General features: G+C 48.4%; 20 protein-coding genes. 3 read left to right on the forward strand and 17 right to left on the reverse strand.

Annotated features, from left to right (window positions below; all coding sequences use genetic code 11):
• Positions 1-38 precede the first annotated feature (38 nt).
• From ACYVD3_RS17845 to ACYVD3_RS17855, 3 genes are read left to right on the forward strand one after another with little or no spacing between them, the layout of a single operon-like run.
• Positions 39-923, forward strand: coding sequence for a carbohydrate ABC transporter permease (locus ACYVD3_RS17845; protein ID WP_460643838.1), 885 nt, complete (start codon positions 39-41; stop codon positions 921-923).
• Positions 923-1,750 carry a carbohydrate ABC transporter permease gene (locus tag ACYVD3_RS17850; protein WP_460643839.1) on the forward strand — a complete coding sequence of 276 codons (828 nt, stop codon included), beginning with the start codon at positions 923-925 and terminating at the stop codon, positions 1,748-1,750. Before ACYVD3_RS17845 ends, ACYVD3_RS17850 begins: the two co-directional genes overlap by 1 nt.
• Before the next feature lie 24 nt (positions 1,751-1,774).
• Positions 1,775-2,614, forward strand: coding sequence for a sugar phosphate isomerase/epimerase family protein (locus tag ACYVD3_RS17855; RefSeq protein ID WP_460643840.1), 840 nt, complete (start codon positions 1,775-1,777; stop codon positions 2,612-2,614).
• A gap of 117 nt (positions 2,615-2,731) precedes the next feature.
• Here the strand turns inward: ACYVD3_RS17855 and ACYVD3_RS17860 are convergent, their stop codons facing one another.
• The 17 genes from ACYVD3_RS17860 to ACYVD3_RS17940 all read right to left on the reverse strand — a co-directional run.
• Entirely contained in the window at positions 2,732-3,784 is a 1,053-nt protein-coding gene (locus ACYVD3_RS17860) for an SIS domain-containing protein (RefSeq protein WP_460643841.1), read from the reverse strand.
• Between the two features lie 40 nt (positions 3,785-3,824).
• A complete protein-coding gene (locus ACYVD3_RS17865) occupies positions 3,825-4,679 on the reverse strand; it encodes a class II fructose-bisphosphate aldolase (RefSeq protein WP_460643842.1) in 855 nt (284 codons plus the stop codon).
• A 15-nt stretch (positions 4,680-4,694) separates the two neighbouring features.
• Entirely contained in the window at positions 4,695-5,534 is an 840-nt protein-coding gene (locus tag ACYVD3_RS17870; RefSeq protein ID WP_460643843.1) for a carbohydrate ABC transporter permease, read from the reverse strand.
• 14 nt (positions 5,535-5,548) lie between these two features.
• Positions 5,549-6,472: a carbohydrate ABC transporter permease gene (locus ACYVD3_RS17875; protein ID WP_460643844.1), complete on the reverse strand. Its 924-nt coding sequence runs from the start codon at positions 6,470-6,472 to the stop codon at positions 5,549-5,551.
• Between the two features lie 17 nt (positions 6,473-6,489).
• A complete protein-coding gene (locus tag ACYVD3_RS17880) occupies positions 6,490-7,893 on the reverse strand; it encodes a sulfatase-like hydrolase/transferase (RefSeq protein WP_460643845.1) in 1,404 nt (467 codons plus the stop codon).
• Positions 7,894-7,926: 33 nt separating this feature from the next.
• Positions 7,927-9,279, reverse strand: coding sequence for an ABC transporter substrate-binding protein (locus tag ACYVD3_RS17885; RefSeq protein WP_460643846.1), 1,353 nt, complete (start codon positions 9,277-9,279; stop codon positions 7,927-7,929).
• 139 nt (positions 9,280-9,418) lie between these two features.
• Positions 9,419-10,429 (reverse strand): LacI family DNA-binding transcriptional regulator, encoded by a 1,011-nt coding sequence (locus tag ACYVD3_RS17890; RefSeq protein ID WP_460643847.1) that lies wholly within the window; start codon positions 10,427-10,429, stop codon positions 9,419-9,421.
• A gap of 84 nt (positions 10,430-10,513) precedes the next feature.
• On the reverse strand, positions 10,514-11,860 hold the full coding sequence (locus ACYVD3_RS17895; RefSeq protein WP_460643848.1) for an L-fucose/L-arabinose isomerase family protein: 1,347 nt from the start codon (positions 11,858-11,860) through the stop codon (positions 10,514-10,516).
• 122 nt (positions 11,861-11,982) lie between these two features.
• Positions 11,983-12,699 carry a sulfite exporter TauE/SafE family protein gene (locus ACYVD3_RS17900; protein WP_460643849.1) on the reverse strand — a complete coding sequence of 239 codons (717 nt, stop codon included), beginning with the start codon at positions 12,697-12,699 and terminating at the stop codon, positions 11,983-11,985.
• 71 nt (positions 12,700-12,770) lie between these two features.
• A complete protein-coding gene (locus tag ACYVD3_RS17905; protein ID WP_460643850.1) occupies positions 12,771-13,565 on the reverse strand; it encodes a sulfite exporter TauE/SafE family protein in 795 nt (264 codons plus the stop codon).
• Between the two features lie 27 nt (positions 13,566-13,592).
• Positions 13,593-14,738, reverse strand: a complete 1,146-nt coding sequence (nagA, locus tag ACYVD3_RS17910; protein ID WP_460643851.1) for an N-acetylglucosamine-6-phosphate deacetylase — start codon at positions 14,736-14,738, stop codon at positions 13,593-13,595.
• Positions 14,739-14,844: 106 nt separating this feature from the next.
• Positions 14,845-15,513, reverse strand: coding sequence for a response regulator (locus tag ACYVD3_RS17915; protein ID WP_460643852.1), 669 nt, complete (start codon positions 15,511-15,513; stop codon positions 14,845-14,847).
• 20 nt (positions 15,514-15,533) lie between these two features.
• Complete coding sequence (locus ACYVD3_RS17920) at positions 15,534-17,039, reverse strand: sensor histidine kinase (RefSeq protein WP_460643853.1); 1,506 nt, start codon at positions 17,037-17,039, stop codon at positions 15,534-15,536.
• 137 nt (positions 17,040-17,176) lie between these two features.
• A complete protein-coding gene (locus ACYVD3_RS17925) occupies positions 17,177-18,271 on the reverse strand; it encodes an ABC transporter substrate-binding protein (protein ID WP_460643854.1) in 1,095 nt (364 codons plus the stop codon).
• A gap of 12 nt (positions 18,272-18,283) precedes the next feature.
• Positions 18,284-19,075, reverse strand: coding sequence for an ABC transporter ATP-binding protein (locus ACYVD3_RS17930; protein WP_460643855.1), 792 nt, complete (start codon positions 19,073-19,075; stop codon positions 18,284-18,286).
• Positions 19,051-19,839, reverse strand: a complete 789-nt coding sequence (locus ACYVD3_RS17935; protein ID WP_460643856.1) for an ABC transporter permease — start codon at positions 19,837-19,839, stop codon at positions 19,051-19,053. The genes ACYVD3_RS17930 and ACYVD3_RS17935 overlap by 25 nt, the downstream gene beginning before the upstream one ends.
• 87 nt (positions 19,840-19,926) lie before the next feature.
• The coding region (locus tag ACYVD3_RS17940; RefSeq protein WP_460643857.1) for a glucose-6-phosphate isomerase at positions 19,927-21,211 on the reverse strand (1,285 nt) is incomplete at its 5' end.

Genomic DNA, 21,211 nt, shown 5'->3' on the forward strand with positions numbered 1-21,211 from the left:
GCCGGGCCTGATGGAACGGGAAATTGGGAGGCGTGAAAGTGAAAGACAAAGGGAAAACAAAAGATTTATTGATATTCGCATTGTTTGTATTTCCGGCGGTAGGGCTTGTGCTTTTTTCCACAGACATACCGTTTCTGATGAACCTGTACTACTCTGTCTTTGACTGGAATGGGATCAGCAAGGACATGAAGTTTGTAGGGCTTCAAAACTTCGTTAATATATTCTCAAATGATGCTCTGTTTTGGAAAGGCGCCGCATTTACTCTGAAGTTTTCAGTGTTTTATGTAGTGGTGGTGAACATCCTGTCCCTGACAGTGGCTCTTGTCATGGCAGAGGAGAAGAAAAGCTCAGGCGTGGGGCGGGCATTTTATTACATACCTTATATCATAAGCCTGACGGCTATCAGTCTGATCTGGAAATTCATTCTTGGCCCGGGATTTGAGGCTCTGTATCAGACCACGGGCTGGGAGGTATTTCACTGGAGCTGGCTGGGCTCGGCGAAGCTGGCATTCTTTGTAGTGCTGATCATGACTGTGTGGCAGAATCTGGGGTTTTATATGGTAAACTATATTGCAGGCATCATTTCCGTGCCAAGGGATCTGATCGAGGCTGCCAAAATAGATGGGGCCAACAAATTCCAGGTTCTGAGAAGAATAACCATTCCCCTGATCATGCCCGCAATCTCCATCTGCATGCTTACCTCCCTGACATTCTCATTCAAGCTGTTTGATGTCATCATGGTATTTACCAAGGGAGGACCGGCCAATTCCACCGTTTCCGTGGCCTACAATATCTATAAGGAAGCATTTTTCAGCAACCGGTACGGAATGGCTACCGCAAAGTCCCTGGTATTTGTAGTGTTCGTGCTCATGGTCACGGCAATACAGCTTAAGGTAACTAAGGGTAAGGAGATAGAGGCGTAATGAAAAAACTGAAAAAAATCAGCGTGTTTTCTGCTATTGTGTTTATCTGTTCCGTGTTCTGGCTGATGCCCCTGCTTCTGATATTTATCAATTCCTTTAAGCCTTACAACGACATGCTTCAACGGTTCCTGGCCCTGCCTGAAAGCTGGAGCTTAAACATGTACATTGAGACATGGACAAAATTCCGCTTTCCCATGCTCATCAGCAATACCCTGCTGTATACGGCGTGTACGGTGCTGGTGATCGCACTGCTGGCCCCTATGGCGGCTTATAAGCTGGCAAGGACAAAGGGACGATTGTCCGCAGTATGCTTTATACTCATTATCATGCCCATGATGGTACCTTTCCAGTCCTACATGATCACTCTCACAAGGCTGGTGGCCAGTGTGGGCATGACGGGGCGCAGGTTGGGATATATATTGGTGAATACAGGGCTGTGCATGCCCTTAGCGGTTTATATGATCCACGGTTTTGTAAAAAATGTTCCTATTGAGCTGGAAGAATGCGCCTGCATTGACGGCGCATCAAAGGTGAGGACCTATTTTGCCATTGTTCTTCCGCTCCTAAAGCCCATCCTGACCACTGTGGTGGTTCTGGACACTCTTGCCATATGGAATGACATCATCACCAACCAACTGATCGTCGGAGGCAATGCCAAAGCCATGAACATTCAAAATGCCCTTTATATGCAGTTTTCCGCACAGACGGCGGACTGGGAGCACGCTCTTCCGGGAATCGTTATGTCCATGGCCCCAAGCCTGGTGTTCTTTGTTATCATGCAGAAGCACATTGTAGGAGGCATTACAGCCGGGGCTGTTAAGGGTTAATAAAAAGAAAGAGAGGGATTTTCCATGAGAATTGGAGTTATGGTTGAACTTTTCCAGGATACGGATGTGGATGAAAAATTTGCGGAGCTGCGCTCCATGGGGATGGAAAGCTGCCAGTTGGTGTGCTGGGATCAGGAACTGATGAACCAAAGCACCGCAGATAAGGTAAATGCTGCCAAAAGCCGCCACAAAGTGGACATTACAGCCTTCTGGTGCGGCTGGGAAGGTCCCAAAGTGTGGGATTTCTATGACGGGCAGCTTACCCTGGGCCTTGTGCCTGAGGCTTTCCGCTTTGAACGGATGAAGATGCTTCAAAAAGGGATCGATTTCGCAGCCATGATCCAGGTACGGGATGTGGTGACCCACGTAGGATACATGCCGGAAAACCCCTATGATCCCAATTATCCCGGCGTCCTGGTCTGCTTAAAAGCACTGGTAAGACAGTGTAAAAAAAGTCAGCAGAACTTCCTTTTTGAAACAGGGCAGGAGACTCCGGTCACATTAAAAAGGGCCATACAGGACATAGAAAAGGAAACAGGAAAAGGCAATGTGGGAATCAACTTAGATCCTGCCAATCTGATCATGTACGGCAAAGCCAACCCCATAGACGCCCTGGAGGTGTTCGGGGAATACGTGATGGGGATCCACGGAAAGGATGGGAACTATCCCACCGACGGCCATATGCTGGGCCAGGAGGTGCCCCTTGGCAGGGGAAAGGTCAATTACCCCGCCTTTGTGGCAAAGCTGAAAGAAATTGGATATGCCGGTGATATCACCATAGAACGGGAAATATCCGGCCAGGAGCAAAAAGAGGATATTCTTATGGCGAAAGATCTTCTGGAGCAATTGATAAACGAAGAATAGGTATCTATAAAAACCAGGGCAGCCAACCTCCGATGAAAATCAGAGGCGGACTGCCCAGTCCCAATGGGATCAGCAAAGGGCTTGGGGCATTCCAAAACCGGCCCTGGAAGAGTAACATCACGAAATCACAATGGCCTGGGACAAATGTCTTGGATTATCCCCATCAATGCCCTTTTTCTCAGCAATATAATAACCCATAAACTGTCCCATAAATCCTATGAGTGCGGCATTCTGCATGTCATTGTACCCATAGGGCAGATCCAGGCAGTAATCCGCCTCTTTCATATCCACAGAAACGGTATTTCCCATTGCAGCAGTCACCGCACCATATTCCTTCATCTGGGTCAAAAGCTTTGCATCCTCTTTCACGGTTTCGGAATGGCTTAAGAAAAGAACCAGCGTATTCCCGTCCACCAGGCTCATGGGCCCATGACGGTATTCCAGGCTGTAATAGGCCTCTGAATGAGAGATCCCCATTTCTTTTATTTTGTTCATGCACTCGTTGGCTACCCCGTAATAAATCCCCTGACCCAGGGTGATGAACAGATTCAGGTTTTCATTTTCGCCCACGATTTTCTTTGCCAGATCATCCATTTTCCTAAGGGCGTCTCTTGCGCTGCTGCCGTAGTCCGCCATTGCAGCCACTTCATCCTTCTTCCCTCCCACATACATGGCCATGACAACAGCCAGATAAACCATGCTGGTAAAGGAGCGGGTCATGATCACGCTGTCCTCAGCAGTATCAGGAGACAGGATCATATAGTCATTATAAGCAGCGCTGTCCTTATCACAGGTAATTGCCAGGGTTTTTACCCCTGGAAAGCTTCTCACTTTTTCAATGGCCATGCGGACCTCAGTGGTATAGCTTTTTCTGGTAATAGGAAGGACCAGGACCCTTCTGTTTTTCACAAAGGTCTCCGGGAAGTAGTAAAGCTCGGAACAGCACATGGCCTTTGCCGGTATTGTATTGTAAGTGGAAAAGGCGTGGGCGGCAGCCTGGGCTAAGTAAAAACTGGTGCCGCAGCCGGTAAAGATCAGTTCATCGTATTCCTCAGAAAAAACCTGATCCAAAACCCTGTAAATATCCTCTAATGTTCCATTGATCGCTTCAAACGATTCCGGCTGTTTGTAAATCTCATCATAAGTCAACTGGCTGTTTCTCTTTTCCATGTCAAAACTCCTCTCAAACGGTTCTTTTCTCTAAAACAGATCAGGCCTTTCCTTCCGCTCCTGCCAGGCGGATGATGTCCTTAATATCCTCTGTCAGCCTGCCATTTGCATACTGGGACAGCTTCCAGGAGTGCCCCTGATGATCCATGGCTTTTAAGCCTTCTTCATAGTATTCCACGTATTTATAACGGATCTCCGTGCCGAAATTGATCTTCGCCACTCCCAGCTTAATGGCCTCTCTGATGATGTCCTCCTTCATTCCGGTGCAGCCATGAAGGACCAGGGGGATGTCCGTAAACTTCCTTACCGCCTCCAAAACCTCCAGATGGATGTCCGGCTCTCCCCTATAATATCCGTGGGCATTTCCAATGCCGATTGCCAGGGAATCCGGCCGGCACAGCTCTAAAAACCCTTTTACTTCCTCAGGATCCACAATATTCTTATTTTCCATAACAGTTCCCTGGCCGTCAAGGCGTAAAAGCTCTCCGATCTCGGCCTCCACCGGTACCCCAAAGCACCTTGCCACCTTTAATACCTCATTGGTCATAGCCGCATTTTCCTCTGCAGGCTTTGTAGAGCCGTCGATCATTAAAGAAGTAAATCCCAGCTTTAATGCCTCCATGCAGATATCAAAATCAGCGCCATGATCCAGATGAATGGACACGGGAACGGAAACCTTGTCCGCACACCATTTGCATACCTGTACAAACCAGTCGTGGCCGGAATAAGCCCCTGTGGATACGTAATGGGCAAGTATGATGGGAGACTTCATTTCCTCCGCCGCCCGGCAGGCAGCCCATATGATGTCATAATTTCCTCCCTGTGTATTGAGAGCCGGGATGGCATATCCTGACTTTGCCGCTTTCATTAAATTCTCTTTGTTCGTTACAAGCATGTTTTTTCTCCTTTTTTATCCTTTTACAGCACCCGCTACCAGGCCCTTGACCATATATCTCTGAAAGAAGAAGAATATCACTACCATAGGGATGGTGCCCACAATGGAAATGGTGTTGATCAGGGACCAGTCATAGGAAAGCTCGCCTAAATAGCGGAGTGCCACACCCGCCGACAGAGTCCGCAGGGAATCTGTCTGAATCAGGGTGGAAGCATGCAGATAATCATCCCAGGAAAGCAGGAATGCATAAATGCCCACTGCCAGCATCCCCGGCTTTACAAGAGGGACAACGACCCTGAAAAGGGTCCCGAATCTGCCTGCTCCATCCACTCTGGCCGCTTCCTCCAGCTCCTTGGGAATCCCGTCATAGAAGCTGGACATGAGCATGATTGTAAAGGGGAGCATTCCCGCCGTAACAGCCAGAATCAGCCCCGGGTGCGTATTTATCAGTTTAACATCCCCAAGGATTTTATAAAGGGAAATCAAACGGCTAACCACAGGAAACATCTGTGCGGAAGTAAATGCAGCCACGATCCATTTGTTCCATTTAAACTGGAATCTGGATAAGGCATAGCCGGAAATGACCGCCATAAAGCTGGTGATAAGCGCGGCGCTTCCTGCCACAATAAAGTTGTTTTTATAATAAGTAAAAAAGTCATTATCAACAGTAAATAAATTAATGTAACTTTGAACCGTAGGGTTCCTCACCAGAAAAGTGGGAGGAAATTTATATGCCTCCATATTGGTTTTAAAGGATGTGATCAGAACCCATAAGAGGGGGAACAGTAAAAACAAAAGGATGAGGCCTAAAACCACATACTTCAGAATGTTATTTAAGATACGGTTTCGTTTCATATTCTGCCTCCTCCTTACATGTCATCTGCCCGAAAGATGCGGTTATAAATAAATACCACCACAATCATCAGAAGCATCCATACCGTAGTGACCGCTGCACCGGAACCAAAGTTGTTGGAAACAAAGGCTTCCCGGTAGCTTAATATGGCCATGGTGGTGGTGGAGTTATTTGGTCCGCCTCCTGTCATGGTCCAGAATAAGGGGAACTGCTTGAAGTTCTCAATAATGGACATGGAAACCGTGACCTTGATCACACTCTTCATGTAAGGCAGCACAATGTTAAAAAATCTTTGAACCCCGTTTGCCCCGTCAATTTTTGCCGCCTCCAGAATCTCCTCAGGCACATTGGCCAAGCCTGCCAAAAGGAGGAGAGCCGCAAGGGGGATCTGTTTCCACAAGGCGGCTGCGGATACGCCCAGCATAGCCGTGGCCGGATTATTTAAAACGGCCAGATCCGTTACTCTTCCCCCGGTCAATATTCCTGCAAAATACTTTACCAGACCATACTGGGGCTGGAACATCCACAGCCATATAAGACCTGATATGAGGGTGGGCACCACCCAGGGCACCATCATGATGCTGCGGATAAGGCGGGAAAATTTTATATTGCTGTTTAAAATCAGGGCCAGGGCCATTCCCAGCACAAACTGGGCAGCAACTACGCCAAATACAAACAACAGGGTATTAGTCATGGAAGGAACCAGCTTTCCGTTGGAAAAAAGCTTCGTATAGTTGGCAAAATCATTCCACATTCCCGGTTTTCCCGAAATAATATTCTTTACCTTATAATCAAAAAAGCTTCTGTAAATGGAATCCGCCACCGGAATCAATATGAACGCTACGGTTGTAATAATGGCCGGAAGCAGCAATCCAAAAGCAAATATCCTGTCTCCCGTCTGAGTCTTAACATACGACCTCTTAAATGCCTTCTCCTTCAAGGTTTTTTCCCCACTTTCTATTTATTCTCTCCGTAAACATTGATTCCAGGCCCCAGTACTCCGGCCATACGGCTCTGTCCCCCGCCCATAACCGGTTCTCTTGAACCGTCGATTCTTGGATCTGCATACTGAAGAAACCACAATTCCATCTGTTTTTTCATCCGGCCCATCACTTCCATGCAGCCCTCATCCTGAATCCGGTTACATGTCTCTTCCGGATCTGATTCCAGATCATAGAATTCATCAGGACCGTATGGATACCTGTGGATCAGCTTATACCGTCTGTCCCGTATCATCCGGGCCGGGCCGTATTCGTCAAACACCACCACAGGACTTTCCTCTTTTCCTTCTGTCCCCATAAGGTCATTGAAAAAGCTTTTTCCCGGCAGCTTATCCCCTTCCTCATTCCCAAGGCCCAGATACTCCAAAAGAGTGGGCATGAAATCATAGCCGCTGCACATGGCATGGCAGACCCGGTTTCCCGGAATATGATCCTTATGGCTTACAAGGAAAGGAACCTTCACGGAAGAATCGTAAAAATTCAGGGGAAACGTTCCATTTCCCTTTCCCCATATCCCGTGATGGCCGCAGTTAAAGCCATTGTCGCTGGTAAAAATGATCATGGTATCCTCTGACAGCCGTTCTTCTTCCAGCTTCTTAAGGATCCGTCCCACATTGTAATCCATGGCAGTGACCGCCCCATAATATCCGATCAGGCATTCCCTGGAATTTTGATACCCGTCAAGCACCTCTGTCTTAGCCCAGGGATGGGGATCGGGCTGAGGGCAGGTTTCAAATGGGCAATCCTCATAAAGCTTTGTGTATTCCTCCGGATGGCTGTTGATCCAGGGGGAATGAGGGGCAGTATAGTGGACGCTTAAATAAAAGGGAGTTTCCCTGTTTTTTTCCCGGTCAATAAAGGCCAGGGCTTCATCCGTGATCACATCTGTAACATACCCCTTCTCATACACAGGCTCCCCCTCCCGGAACATGGGAGCATTATAATAAGGCCCTCCGCCCTTTTGATGGGAATACCAGTGGGAAAAACCTTTCTGAGGCTTTCTTCCATCCCCTAAATGCCACTTCCCGCTTAACCCGCAGGTATATCCGCTTTCCGCCAGAACATCCGTATACCCCCGGTATTCCTTCAGATATTCAATGGCCTCCTGCCCGCAGCCTCCGTTGCCTCCGCTTAAATAGTCATGGATGCCGTGCTGGGAGGGAATCCTTCCTGTCAGAAGAGAGGCCCTGGCAGGAGAACAGACCGGGGAGGTACAGAAAAAGTTATCAAAACGGACGCCGCCTTGAGCCAGCCGGTCCAAATTTGGAGTCCTGATCTCCTGATTTCCATAGCAGCCCAGGGACCAGATCCCCTGGTCATCTGTTAAAATAAATACAATGTTCGGTCTTTTTCCTGCCATCTTCTCTCCTTTTATCAAATCACGGTCTTTCCCTTATGGAACCAGGGGCTGCACTGAATTCTGGAAGTTTTTCAGGGCAGTGTCCACATCTTCTCCTCCAACCGTCACCGCCTGGGCCAATGCGCACAGCTCTAAGTTAAAATCAGATAAGGTGGGGAACATGAGTACAGGTTCCGCTTTTTCCACTGAATTTCCCGCTCCGTTTAAAATCGGGCTGTTCTTTACGGCTTCCATATCCTTCATAGCGTTTTTCGCCGGAAGGGCCGGGGCGATGTTGGCAATATAGTCATTTAAAATTTCCGGAGTGATCACGTACTGGACGAAATCTTTTACCGCCTCCATGTGCTCTGGTCCGTTGTCAACGGCCACAAAGCAATGGGACTGCAAAGTGGAGGCCCCATCCCCGCTTCCGCCCTTTAAAGGCTCTGATGCTGCCGCGAAATTCACCACCTCCGGGTTGATGGACCTGGCGCCGTTAAAGCCCCATGAATTGTCGTAATACATGGCAAGCTGGCCCAGGGCAAATAAATTCCTCAAATCCTTTGGCTTTGCATTCTGAGGATTATAGCCTTTTTCATCAAGGAGCTTTAACATTCCAAGGGCTTCCTTAAGGCCTTGGTTTTCCACATCCAGCTTTCCGCTTTCGTCAAAGACATGGCCTCCGAAGTTTGCGGCAAAGGCCTGAATGGAAGATCCGATGACAATTACCGATGCGGTTGGCTGGCCGAAGGCATACACCTTATTTCCGTCGTCCGTGGTAAGCCCGGACAGCTTTTCTGCCATGGAAAGCATTTCCTCATAAGTCTTAGGCGGCTTATTGGGATCTAGGCCGGCCTTTTCAAATAAGTTCTTGTTGTAGAACAAAAGGGAAGGGGATACGTAAAGGGGGGCCCCGTAAACCTCTCCGTCCACCTTATGGGCCTCCAGAATATTGGGATAGTAATCCTTTAAAAAGTCTTCATCCAGAACATCCTTCATAGGTGCTGCAAGACCTGCATCCACCAACGCAGGAATCCAGATCATCTCACTGAAAACACAGTCCACCCGGTCTCCGCCCCCGGCCATGTTAATGACCTGGTTTAGGATTTCCCCGTATGGAGCCGTGACCCATTCAATGGTCACATTGGGATACTTGGCTTCAAAGCCTTCCTTCACGTTTTTCCAAAACTCATCATACCCCTTTTCCAGCACTGCATAATTGGCAATCTTTAAGGTGATGGGCTCCTTGCTTCCCCCATCAGGGGCCTTTGTTTCCGTCCCCGCCTTTGCCTCTGTTTTTGTCTCCCCGCCTGATGTGACCGCGTCTGTCTTTCCCCCGCCGGAGCAACCGGTTGTGAGCGCCATCATGCCGGCCAGTGCCAATGCTGCCAGTTTTCTTTTTTTCATAAAATACCCTCTCTTTCTTTCAGACTCTTCTAGTTCTATGAAAACCAGATTTTTCAGGGCGGCATTTTCCCCGTATTCCCCGATACACTCGTGTGTATACCGCCTGGAAAAACCTGGGTTTTTCCGTAAAATATAAGATTTACGTGCTTTCCCTTACGATCAGCTTTGTTTCAAACTTCCCATTCTCCGGCTGCTTTCCTCCGATCATCTGGACCATCATATTGATGACTGTCTCACTTATGGCCTCCCGCTGCATTTCCAGGGTCGTAAGCCTTGGAAAACAAAACCTGCTGATGCTGGAATTATCAAATCCCACCACTCCCAAATCCTGAGGAACATTCTTTCCCCAGCCTATCGCAGCGTACATGGCGATGCAGGCAACCATATCATTCCGTCCCACGATCCCGTCCGTTTCCTTATGCTTCTTTAAGTAACCTACAACAGCCTCTGCCAGCTCCTCTTCCGAGTGACAGCCTGCAATGACCGTATCTTCTCCTGCCTGAAGCCCGCTTTCCCTCATCTCATCAAGGTATCCGCTGAGACGAAGATCTGTAGGCCCGCTTACATTTCCCTTTTTGCTGATGCGGTCAATGTAAATAATGTGCTTCCTTCCCTTTTCCACCAGATGGCTGACCGCCATTCTGGCTCCCGGATAAAGCCCGGAAGCAAGGGTCGCCACATTCCCAGGAAGCCTGCCATGGGTTCTGTGCTCAAACAGCAGAACCGGTATTCCCGCCTTGCTGAAGGACTCCACATACTCCATGGGAAAGCTGATGGAACTGATGATGATGCCGTCATACTGGCGGCTGATGACCTGAGAGACAAATTCCGGCGTATTCCGGTTGGCACACAGGGAAATCAGGAATCCGGCTTCATAGGCGTACTTGTCCATCTCGCTGACGATCCGGCTGAAATACTCGTTGGTGATCTGATCCGCAATAAAAAGAAGCTGATTGCTTCGTTTGCCCTTTAAGGCCCTGGCCACATTGTTGGGCCTGTAGTGAAGGGCTGCAATAGCTTCCTCTACCCTCTGCCTTTTTTCCTTCGCCACATAGCGGTTGTTATTGATCACGTAGGATACAATCGTCTCGCTGACTCCTGCCGCCTTGGCCACATCCGATCTTGTCACCCGTTCGCCGTTCTGACCCATTGTCCTGTCTCCTTACTATAAACTCGTATGTATATTTTTCATTATACCCGGCCGGTACAAATGGTGTCAACGGTTATTTCCAGGTTACATCTCAATGACGGGAATTCCAAGCAGAGCGCATACCTGCTTCATTGCTTCCGCCACATCCTCCCATACAATGCTGTAATGGTGGGGGATTCCCTCTGCTATGATTCCCTCTATAACCTCCCTCACAGGGCGTTTCAACCTTATATTTGCCATGATTCCCTTTGTATAACGGTCCATGGGCACCGCCTCTCCTCTCATGAGAAACAGCTTATAACCTCCCTCAAGGTTGCAGAATCTTGCTATGGTCACTTCTCCGGGCTTTAAGGCTCCGTAAAATGCGGTGCCCTGTCCGGCCAGGGGATGGTTTCTGATCTGAACCTGATAATCCGTATTGCACAAGGATGGAGCTGCGTTTCCGCAATGCCAGAAGGTGATCACATTTTCCTTTTCATCAATATTGATTAAGTCTGTAATAAAGCTGGGCTTTCCCGTAAGATAGTATTCCGTCATCTGAGCCAGCTCTGCATCAACATCTCCCTCGCAGCCGATGTTGATCCCCTCATCTGCCAGGCGTCCAAGGACTGCGCAGGGCGTTGTATTGAGATTTCCCATTTCAGGCCAGCATTTGATGGCGGCAAAATCATATTTCTGCTCTTTCATGACCTCCTTAAGAGCCAGATACAGCCTGGAATGGTTCTCCAAGTGGCCCTCAGGTAACTGGGACGTATCATATTGGGAGGAAATTTTCTCCATATCAGCCTTCCATTGCTCCTCAGGTATCCCTTCCATCCGGTCAAACACTACCTTTAAATCCGTCTCTTCCATCTTGACCCCAAAGGTCCTGCGGATCAGGCTTTCATCAAAGCTGCAGTTATAAAAGGCCGTTGGCCGGTATCCTAAAAGCCCCAGACTGGTATGCCTTAAGGCCTTGACCACGCCATAGGCCAGAATCAGATTCCTGACCTTTTCCCATGCCCTTTCATCCTCCAGGCTTCCGTATGCGGTATGATAGGAGGCCCCCAGTTTCCTGATGGCAGCCGCGTTCATGGTCATGGAACAGAGTGCATTGGAATAAAGCCTGTCATCCTTTTCAAAGGAGATCTCATAGGGTGCCCATAAAATAAGAGGTACCTTCACCATCTCCGCCAGATAGGAGGCCACGTCATCCCCTGTAAATGCCCCATAAACCAGCACAATCACATCCACATCCTGTTCTTTAAACTCCTTTGTAACCTGTTCTACGGTTTCCCGGCTGCAGCCTAAGACAGAAGCCTTAACGATCCGGGCCATAGGCAGATTTTCAGCCAGCCAATCCCCATATTCCCGGTTTCTCTGTTCCGGAACCTCCCTGGGCCACCTGCCGGAATAGGTGGTGACAAACCCTACATTCAGTTTTGTTTTCATCTTTCCCCTCCAATACTCCGCAATACTGCACAATACTTCCAAATGTAAACTCGTGTGTATAATATGTTTTTACCATATTATAATAACTTTGTCAATATACCCCCTTACACTTTTTTATGTTTCTACAGCAAAGCCACAATTCCGGCAACTGCCATAATCCCATACACGCAAAAGCTCATGGTCCTCCGGTCGATCCTCATTACCAGCCTGCTGCCCCAGGCGCTTCCAATCAGGATCGTCCCGATCCCAATGCCCATATAGGGAAGTAAGTCCCCTGTTAAAAATCCGTTGGAGATCCTGGCGATGATGTTAAAAACCACGGTAATGGAGAAAAACGCATTCAACGTTCCCAAATATTCTTCCTTTGTTTCCGTAACCGCCAGATAATAAAGACTCACAGGCGGCCCGCTGATACCAAAAAAACCGCCGCATATCCCGGCCGCAAATCCGCAGGCCGCTCCCATTGGAGGCGACGGCTTTACCCTTGCTTTCCCTGAAAAAAAGAAAAAATAAAGAGACAGGCCTATGAGAAACAGGCCAAAGATTTCCTTTCGTTTCCCCCCGTCAAAGTATGTGGACCAGTGAATGGCAGCCGTACTGGCTGCCAGATAGACCACGGCCGGAAGGAGGAGAGGCTTTAGCCTTACCCACCTCCGGTACCGCCAGAACATGGAAAAGGACAGCACCATGGTGATCACATCGCTTAAGGCAGGAGCCGCATTCATAGACAGGATGAAAGGAAGAAAAATCATGATAATAATAGCCCCTCCAAAGCCTGTGACAGCCTGGGCAAAACCTCCAAGTAAGGAGGACAAAGCTACAACCAATATTCGTTCCATCAGATCTCCTTTCCTGATCAAGGGCCGTAAAAAGGGCTGTAGCGGACCATATTCGCAACAGCACCCACAGCTTACATAAACTGATAAATATTATACAGATTGATCCCAATGATGAATACCATCAAGACCAGGAACAGTTTATCTACTACCTTCTCCTGGATCCTTTTATTAATGGCCCGGCCGCTCATTCCCCCCAGGATCCCTCCTGCCACCATAAGGGCCAGCAGCCAGAAGGAGAATTCCGGAACTGTTTTCGTTACCAGAGAGTTCATAATCCCTGTGATCTGGGAAAACAGGATGATGTACAGGGAATTCTGGGCAGCCGTTTTCGTATCCATGGAAAAAAAGAAAAACAGCACCACCAGATTGATGGGGCCTCCTCCGATTCCCAAAAACGAAGATAATATCCCAAGCACCAGCCCGATCACCCCGCAGATCACAGGGTTAGTTACATGATAGGTATGGATCTTGTCCTTTTTTATGGTGTAGATCAGCGTTCCCAGAGTAATCACCAGAAGACAGGCCGCCTGGACGGCTCCTACGGTATCCTTGTCTGCAAACAGAGAGGAAACGGCCTGGAACATGGACTTTCCCACAACTCCGCCCAGGGCCGCCCCTATGGCAAGAGGAGTCCCGGTTTTCATATCCACCAGGGACTCCCCGCTGATTTTTCCCTTGATCACGGAATAGCAGGTCATTGCAAGCACGGTAGATCCAGACAGGAAGCTTATGGCGGATACGCTGAGCACACCAAATGCGTCCAGTGTAGGCTTTATGATAACGCCTCCGCCAATCCCGCAGATAGCCCCTGCAATGGAAGCCCCAAAGCTGATCAATAGAAACAATATGTACAAATAACCGCTCATTTTTTCAAGTTCCCTTCCTCGCCCGCATCAGCGGCATTCTCTTCCCTGTACAAATGTCTTAAGGACATTGCATTCTTCATCAAGCACCACCAGGTTGGCTTCTTTTCCCACTAAAATGGAACCCATCCGGTCATAAACGCCTACCAGCCTTGCCGGATTTTCCGTGAAAATCCCAAGGACCTCGTTAAGAGGCCTTCCTGTATATTCCAGAATATTCTTCAAAGCCATTCCCGTGGTCAAGGTGCTTCCCGCACGGCTTCCGCCTAAAGCCAGCCTTGCATCTCCATGCTCTACCACCACATCATTCACTCCCAGCTTATAATTCCCGTCAGGAAGCCCTGCTGCCATAATGGAGTCCGTAACGGCCACCACCCGGTCCAGGCCCTTGGTTTTGATGATCAGCCGGACCGTTCCCGGATGGAGATGGCGTCCGTCACAGATGATCTCACAGAATACATCGTCAGACTCCAACACAGAGCCCCAGATGGCCGGGAAATGCTGGTGCAGAAGCTTCATGGCGTTTCCCGTGTGGGTAGCCCCCAGGGCTCCTGCCTGAATGGCCTCATTGGCCGTATCATAATCAGCGCCTGAGTGGCCGATGGCCACCTGGATGCCAAGCTTCCTTAATTCCGGGATCATGGAAATATTGCCCTCTACCTCAGGAGACAATGTGATATATCTGATATCACCCTCTGCCGCTTTCTGGTATTCCCTTATAAGCTCTAAGTCCCCCTTCCGCAGCAAATGCTCAGGCATGGCTCCCTTATATTCCGGAGAAAGGAACGGGCCTTCTAAGTGGAGTCCTATAAGCTCCGCTCCCTGATGCTTCTGTTTTTTCCATTTTTTATATTCATCAATGCACCAGAGGGTCTGCTCCCTTGTATCCGTAAGCACCGACCCCAGCCAAGCCGTGGTTCCCTGGGCGGCAAAAAAGCGGCAGACCGTTTCATAATCCTCCGCTGTCGCCGTGTTCACGTCCACCCCTGCAGCTCCATGAGTGTGAATATCAATAAAACCAGGAACCACCAGCTTTCCTTTCATATCATAAACAACGGCGCCTTCCTCTTTCTGGTTTTCCCCTGTTTCCCGTATCACTCCATCCTCGGTCAGCAAGTCCCCAAGAACAAAGCCGCCGTTCTGGTAAAACCGCCCGTTTCTGAATAACGTTTTCATCAAAATTCTCCTTTCTTCCGCTTCAGACCGCCGTCTTTTTCGCATATTCTGTTTTCATCATATCATAATTCGCGAAAAGATTCCATTTTATTTAACCAAACGTTTGCTACTCAAATAAGTGGGATAAGTTCAGTTCCCTGATAATGGAGACGATCTCCTTTGACCTGCTGCACCCGAATTTCCTCAAAAGGCTTTTTATCTGGGTCTTGACGGTTATGACCTCCACACAGCGGATTCCTGCAATTTCCTTTACCTTCCTGTCCTCCAGAAGGAGCTTCACCAGCTCCCGTTCCGCTGCGGTCAGTTGGGAAACATTATTAATGAAATACAGCAGGCTCCGCTCCGAACGCTGCAGCCTTTTGTATTCGTTCATAATGGTTTTCTGTATCCTCGCTTCCATTACCGGCTTTCCCATATGGGCATTTTTTACATGTTGGATTACATGTTCCACTGGTCCGCCCTTCACAACATAATCCACGGCCCCGGTTCCCATGGCAGTAATGATGATTTCCTCTGTCTCGTGAACCGTCAGATAGATGATCTTCTGGTCATGCTTTACATCCCGGATGCGTTCGGCAGCCAGGATCCCGGCATTCATGGTTTCCATCTCAATGTCCATTAAAATCACGTCCGCATCCATCTCCAGGGCCATTTCCACGATTTCCCTTCCTGTGGAAGCGCAGCCTATTACCTTTATCTCCTCATCCCTTTCCAGTTGATTTTTCAAATCCTCACAAAGTATGGTAAAGTCCTCTGCGATCAGCACCTTTATCATCTTATTCCAATTCCCCTTCCTTACTCCGCCTGGCTATTGCATTTGGGGATAGCGACAAAAAAGGTCGTCCCCTCTCCCTCCGTGCTCTCCAGCTTCAGCATTCCAAAGTGGTTCTTTACGATCTGTCTCACATAATACAGTCCCAGGCCCCAGTTATTATTGGTGTTTTTACTGGTATAAAACGGATCAAATATCTTTTTCTGGACCTGCCTGGACATTCCTTTTCCGTTATCCCTGATTTCAAAGGTCACATACAGGCGCTCATGCTGCACCTTAATGCTTAAGCTCTTTTCCTGCCTGCCGGATTCTAAAATGCTTTCATACCCATTGATCGCCAGGTTATACAGGGCTTCGCTTAAATGAACGGCATCTGCCAGGATCAGCGTCCTTGCTTCGATTACCGTTTCCACCGCTGCATCCGGATATTTCTCATGAAAGCGTTCCAGAACCCTGCGGACCACCTCTGACGTTTCCGTGGGAACCAGGGTCATATAATTGGACTTAATGCTCTTATATAATTCCTCCATGCGGCTTATCATATTCTGATTGATGGTTTCAAGCATACAGGCGTATTCCAGAAGCTTCTCTTTATCAGAATCCTCCTTTTGAAGCTCCTCCCCCAGCCTTTCCTGGATGACCCGGTTGGACAGAAGCTGGTTTTTCATGCCATGGACAAATACGGAAAGACCTTTGCTGGCCATGTCCATTTTCTTCTGTATGATCACATCTCCCCTGGTCTCCTCATGCTCCATAACAGAATAGGATTTAAGGCTTAAAAATCCCATAATTCCAAACAGGGTGGTAAGCACTGACAGCACCATCCACCGGCTGACGGCTCCCCTTGCCGATGTGGAATAAAGAAGCCCGCCATAGCGCATATACTCTGCGGAATACATCTGGTATACCTGGATGGGATCCTGACGGAAATAAAAGCAGTACATGACCCCCATGGAAATCAGAAACACCATAATATAGCGGAACTGCCTTTTACAGTAAGGGATGGTAATGCTTTTGTATTCATAAAGCAGCAGCCACAGTGCCGCCATCAGATAGCAGGCGATCCACAAAATCGTAAAATTGATAGCCAGAAACTGCAGCCATTTCCCCCATTTTGCCAGTCCCAAAAACAGGGAGGGATAGTAAAGGATCAGGGTCATACAGGGCAGTACCATAATCAGGATATGCCTGGATTTGCTCCGCAGGATCCAGGGAATCATGGAATAATCAAAGGCCAGCATAAGCAGAAATCCCGGGAACAGGGTTCTTCCCATAGCGATCATATACCCCAGCTTCCTTAAGGGAAATATCATATAGGACAGCCTCCTTTGAACCCTGAGATCAAAAAACAGGAAAAACTTCTGCCCGGTCTGCAGTCCTCCTGTCTTTGACAGGTAAATGATAATTCCGATAAACATGCAGACAAAGCTGACACAAAGTCCCAGCATCAGCCTGGTCTGTTTATCCCTTCTAAGGAAAAAAATCGCTATAGAGGAGGATAAAATAAAGAACAAAACAACAAACAGCATGATCTTTCCTCCTAATGGTTCTTAATCTTTAAGCGCCGCAAATGGAGGTGTCCTCTTAATTCCGGATACCTCCATTTAAAATCATAGATCTATATTATTAGAATAAACTTCATATTCTAATAATCTGATAAGCTATATTATTTGTGGTTTTCGTCATATGCTTCCTGCATGATATCAAAAAGAACATATTTGTCTACATCTACCGGCTGGCTCAGACGGCCTGCATCTAAGAATACCTTCTGCTGGTTCTCGTAATAGGATTTAAGAGTTCCGTCTCCCAGGGCCTTTCCCATGAATTCCCCTGTCAGCCAGTTTCCTTCTTCCGTGGAGGCCAGCATGGTGGCTTCGTCAACCTCACACTGTTTTGCTACCAGCTTTGCTATTTCATCAATATTCTCTGCCCGGTAATCCCCGGCTTTTTGAAGGGCTCTTGCAAAGCGTACCAGAACATCCCGGTTGGAATCAACAAATTTCTGTGTGGTGATAAAGCTGGAAGGGAATGTGACCTGATCCAGAAAATCCTGATTATTGGCCAGAGTGATCCCGTTGTCTCCAAGGGCTTTCATGATGGTTCCGGTTCCCGGAGACCAGGTGGCACATGCATCAACATTTCCGCTGATTACAGCGGATACGGTGCCGTTGGCATCCATTTCCACCAGCTCCACGTCCTCCATTGTCATTCCCTTAGACTTAAGAGCCAGGTCTAAAATGATTTCTGCAGATGTTCCGCTGGTAACAGCTACTCTCTTGCCCTTTAAATCCTCAATGGTGCTGATCCCTTTTGACTTGTTGCCTATGACGGCATCGGCCAGGCTGGTACAGTCGATCTGGAAGATCAACGCTTCCCCTGATGCGCAGAGCGCATGGGCCCCGTGTCCTATCTGGGAAATGTCAATATCTCCGGAAGCCATGGCCGCGATTTCGGCAGGCCCTCCCTGGAATTCCACCATCTCCACTTCCAGGCCCATTTCTTTAAAATAGCCTTTATCCCTTGCCGTAACAGCCAGAGAAGCGCTTCCCATGTTGGGCATATAGGCGACCCGGAGCTTTTTGATCTCAGAAGCCTTTGTTTCTGCTGCCTTTGTTTCCTCTGCCTTTGTTTCCTCCCCTTTCGTCTCCTCTGCCTTTGTCTCCGCCGCCGTTGTTCCAGGCGTCTGTGCTTTGCCTGAACATGCGGTCAGAACTGCTGCTGCCATTGCCATCCCCATAAGTAACGAAATCTTTTTTTTCACTCTTTTCTCCTCCTATTTCCTGATTTCTAAGTATTCCTGATACACTTGGGACCATATATAATTTTTTAATTCTAAAAACTCCGGCATCATCTTTGTTTCCTGGGTTCTGGGATATGGGATCCCAATATCCACAATCTCCTTAATCCGTCCTGGCCTGGCACTCATAATAATAACCTTTTGGGCCAGAATAATGGCTTCGTCCACATCATGGGTGATGAAAAAGCAGGTTTTACGTTCCTTCTCCCATGTGGCTAAAAGCTCTGACTGAAGCTGGGTCCTGGTTTGGGCATCCAGGGCTCCAAAAGGCTCATCCATGAGAAGCACCTGAGGATTTACCGCATAGGCTCTGGCTATGGCAACCCTCTGCTTCATACCGCCGGACAGTTCCTTTGGATAGGAACCTGCAAAGGGTTCTAAATCCACCATTCGTAAATATTTCATGGCCTCTTCCCTGGCCTGCGCCCCCTTGATCCCCTTAAGCTTTAAGCCGAATTCCACATTTTTTAATACCGTAAGCCAGGGAAATAAGGCGTACTGCTGAAACACCACTCCCCGCTCCGGACCCGGACCCTCCACCGCCTTGCCGTCTACGTATACGCTTCCCGACGTGGGCTCCAAAAGCCCGGCAATGATGTTAAGCAGAGTGGACTTTCCGCAGCCTGACGGACCTACCACGCAGATGAATTCATTTTCCTTAATATCAAGGCTGACTCCGTTTAAAGCCGTCATCTCTCCCTTGCGGGTATTATAGGTCTTTACCACCTGATCGATTTTTACCTTTACTGCTGCATTGTCTCCTGCCATCCGGTCAACTTCCTTTCCAAGTATCGTACAATCTGTTCAAAGGTAAGGCCAATGATGCCTATGATCAGAATTCCCATGAGTACGGTTGCCATATCGTAATAACCCTGGGCTTTCTGGATCATCATTCCCAGTCCCTTAGATGCCCCTGTCAGCTCCGCTGCCACCAGAGTGGTCAAAGAAGCGGAAAGCCCCAGCCTGGCACCTACCAGAATAAAGGGCGTGGAAGCCGGTATGACCACCTGGAAGAATATATCCCGGTCATTCGCCCCCAGTACCTTTGCCGCCTTGATCAATGTCACATCCACATTGCAGACGCCCTGGTAAATGGTGACCACCAGTACGAGAAACGAAGCGATAAAAATTACGATGATCTTTGCCTTTTCTCCCACTCCTGCTCCTGCAATGACAAGGGGGATATAGGCCAGGGGCGGAATATTTCTCACAAACTGGATCCAGGGTGCCACCAGGTTCCGAAACGGTGCGTACCAACCCATGAGAAATGCAATAGGAATCGATGCGATGAAGCCGCAGAGAAAACCTGCGATCACCCGGAAGAGGCTGATGGTAATATGGGGCCACAGGGTTCCGTCCTGAAGCTTTCCCACAAGTTTGGATACTACCTCCCAGGGCTTTGCAAAGATGACTCCGCCTGCATCCGTAGATGCGATAAAGACCCACAGCAGAAATGCCGCCAGGACCGACAGCAGCATCCACAGCTTTACAGGAACGCGGTTTAACATACTGTTCTTTTTTTTACTGCTCATGCTTACCATTTCCCTCTCTGTTTTTCATAGTGTTTTAATATGTGTAGTTTACACCTAAAAAAGAGGTCTGGGGAGGGGGATTTTTTATCATACCTTTTTTCCCAGGGCGGCAAACATGCTCCTCTTATATTCCTCCACTCCTTCCTGGTCAAAGGGATTGATGTTCCTCATGATTCCTGACACTGCGCATGCCATCATAAAATAGTAAAACAATTCTCCAAAGGTCTCCTCTGAAATGTCTTTTGTCAGGAAACGGATACAGGGTACTCCGCCCCTCCAATGGGCGTTTAAGGTGGCCTCCTCAGCCGCCTTGTTCATCTGGTCAAAATCCATTCCATCCAGATAATCGAATCCGTCCCCAAATTCCGGATCAGGCTCAATCACTGCCTTTGCGCCGGGATCTTCTGCCGATACAAATGTTTCTATCAGGCTGCGTCTTCCCTCCTGCATATACTGGCCCATGGAGTGCAAGTCCTCCGAGTAAATTGCTGAGGAAGGAAATATCCCTTTTTTCTCCTTTCCCTCGCTTTCTCCAAAAAGCTGCACCCACCATTTTGTCAGATAAGAATACTTAGGCTCAAAGGACACCAGCATCTCAATGTCATATCCCTTTTCATATAACAGGTTTCTGACCGCCCCATAAATTGCCGCCGGGTTGGAAGACGGATTGGCCCGGCAGTCCTCAGCGGCCCTCTCCATCCCTGCAAGGTACTTGTCTAAATCAAGCCCTGCTGCCCCAATGGGAAATAAGCACACCGGAGAGAATGCGGAATACCGCCCTCCCACTGATGAAGGAAAAGAAAGAAACAGGTAACTGTTTTCCTTTGCGATCTCCTCCAGACGGGAACCTTTTGTCCCAGTCACAATGATCCGCTTTGCCATCTCTTCCCTGTCATACCTTTTCTTCATCCACTGGCGCAGAATGCGGAAATGGCTTCCAGGCTCCAGTGTTTCAAAGTTTTTTGCTATTACATTGATATAGATGTTCCTGCCTTCCAGCCGTTTCAGCATTTTGCTGACAGAATGGGAAGACAAGGTATTCCCCATATAAAGGACCTCCGGTCCCTTCCCGTCTGCCAGAGCATCAATCATCGCCCTGGCAGCCTGGTTGGAGCCTCCTACTCCCACAAGGACAAAGAGATCTGCCTCTCTTTTGATCTCTTCTGCTTTTGCCTTTATCGCCTCCAGTTCCCCTTCTGATACACAGGGAGAGATCCAGCCCAGGACCTGGTCATGGTCTTCCATGGTTAGAAGCCTGCGTAAAGCCTTTCCGGCTTTTTCCCTGCAATCCTTAAAATCTTCTTCAATAAGAAATGTTTCCGCTTTTTTCAAATCAATGGTAACATTCATGCCTTTTCCTCCAATAGAGTAG

Source organism: Lacrimispora brassicae, from assembly GCF_054772055.1.

Coding starts and splice junctions, on each gene's coding strand:
- ACYVD3_RS17935 (WP_460643856.1), bottom strand. CDS start 19,839: ATGAGCAGTAAAAAAAAGAACAGTATGTTAAACCGCGTTCCTGTAAAG.
- nagA (WP_460643851.1), bottom strand. CDS start 14,738: ATGAAAACGTTATTCAGAAACGGGCGGTTTTACCAGAACGGCGGCTTT.
- ACYVD3_RS17900 (WP_460643849.1), bottom strand. CDS start 12,699: ATGGAACGAATATTGGTTGTAGCTTTGTCCTCCTTACTTGGAGGTTTT.
- ACYVD3_RS17860 (WP_460643841.1), bottom strand. CDS start 3,784: ATGGAAAAGAGAAACAGCCAGTTGACTTATGATGAGATTTACAAACAG.
- ACYVD3_RS17905 (WP_460643850.1), bottom strand. CDS start 13,565: ATGAGCGGTTATTTGTACATATTGTTTCTATTGATCAGCTTTGGGGCT.
- ACYVD3_RS17880 (WP_460643845.1), bottom strand. CDS start 7,893: ATGGCAGGAAAAAGACCGAACATTGTATTTATTTTAACAGATGACCAG.
- ACYVD3_RS17890 (WP_460643847.1), bottom strand. CDS start 10,429: ATGGGTCAGAACGGCGAACGGGTGACAAGATCGGATGTGGCCAAGGCG.
- ACYVD3_RS17895 (WP_460643848.1), bottom strand. CDS start 11,860: ATGAAAACAAAACTGAATGTAGGGTTTGTCACCACCTATTCCGGCAGG.
- ACYVD3_RS17930 (WP_460643855.1), bottom strand. CDS start 19,075: ATGGCAGGAGACAATGCAGCAGTAAAGGTAAAAATCGATCAGGTGGTA.
- ACYVD3_RS17885 (WP_460643846.1), bottom strand. CDS start 9,279: ATGAAAAAAAGAAAACTGGCAGCATTGGCACTGGCCGGCATGATGGCG.
- ACYVD3_RS17870 (WP_460643843.1), bottom strand. CDS start 5,534: ATGAAACGAAACCGTATCTTAAATAACATTCTGAAGTATGTGGTTTTA.
- ACYVD3_RS17865 (WP_460643842.1), bottom strand. CDS start 4,679: ATGCTTGTAACGAACAAAGAGAATTTAATGAAAGCGGCAAAGTCAGGA.
- ACYVD3_RS17920 (WP_460643853.1), bottom strand. CDS start 17,039: ATGCTGTTTGTTGTTTTGTTCTTTATTTTATCCTCCTCTATAGCGATT.
- ACYVD3_RS17855 (WP_460643840.1), top strand. CDS start 1,775: ATGAGAATTGGAGTTATGGTTGAACTTTTCCAGGATACGGATGTGGAT.
- ACYVD3_RS17850 (WP_460643839.1), top strand. CDS start 923: ATGAAAAAACTGAAAAAAATCAGCGTGTTTTCTGCTATTGTGTTTATC.
- ACYVD3_RS17915 (WP_460643852.1), bottom strand. CDS start 15,513: ATGATAAAGGTGCTGATCGCAGAGGACTTTACCATACTTTGTGAGGAT.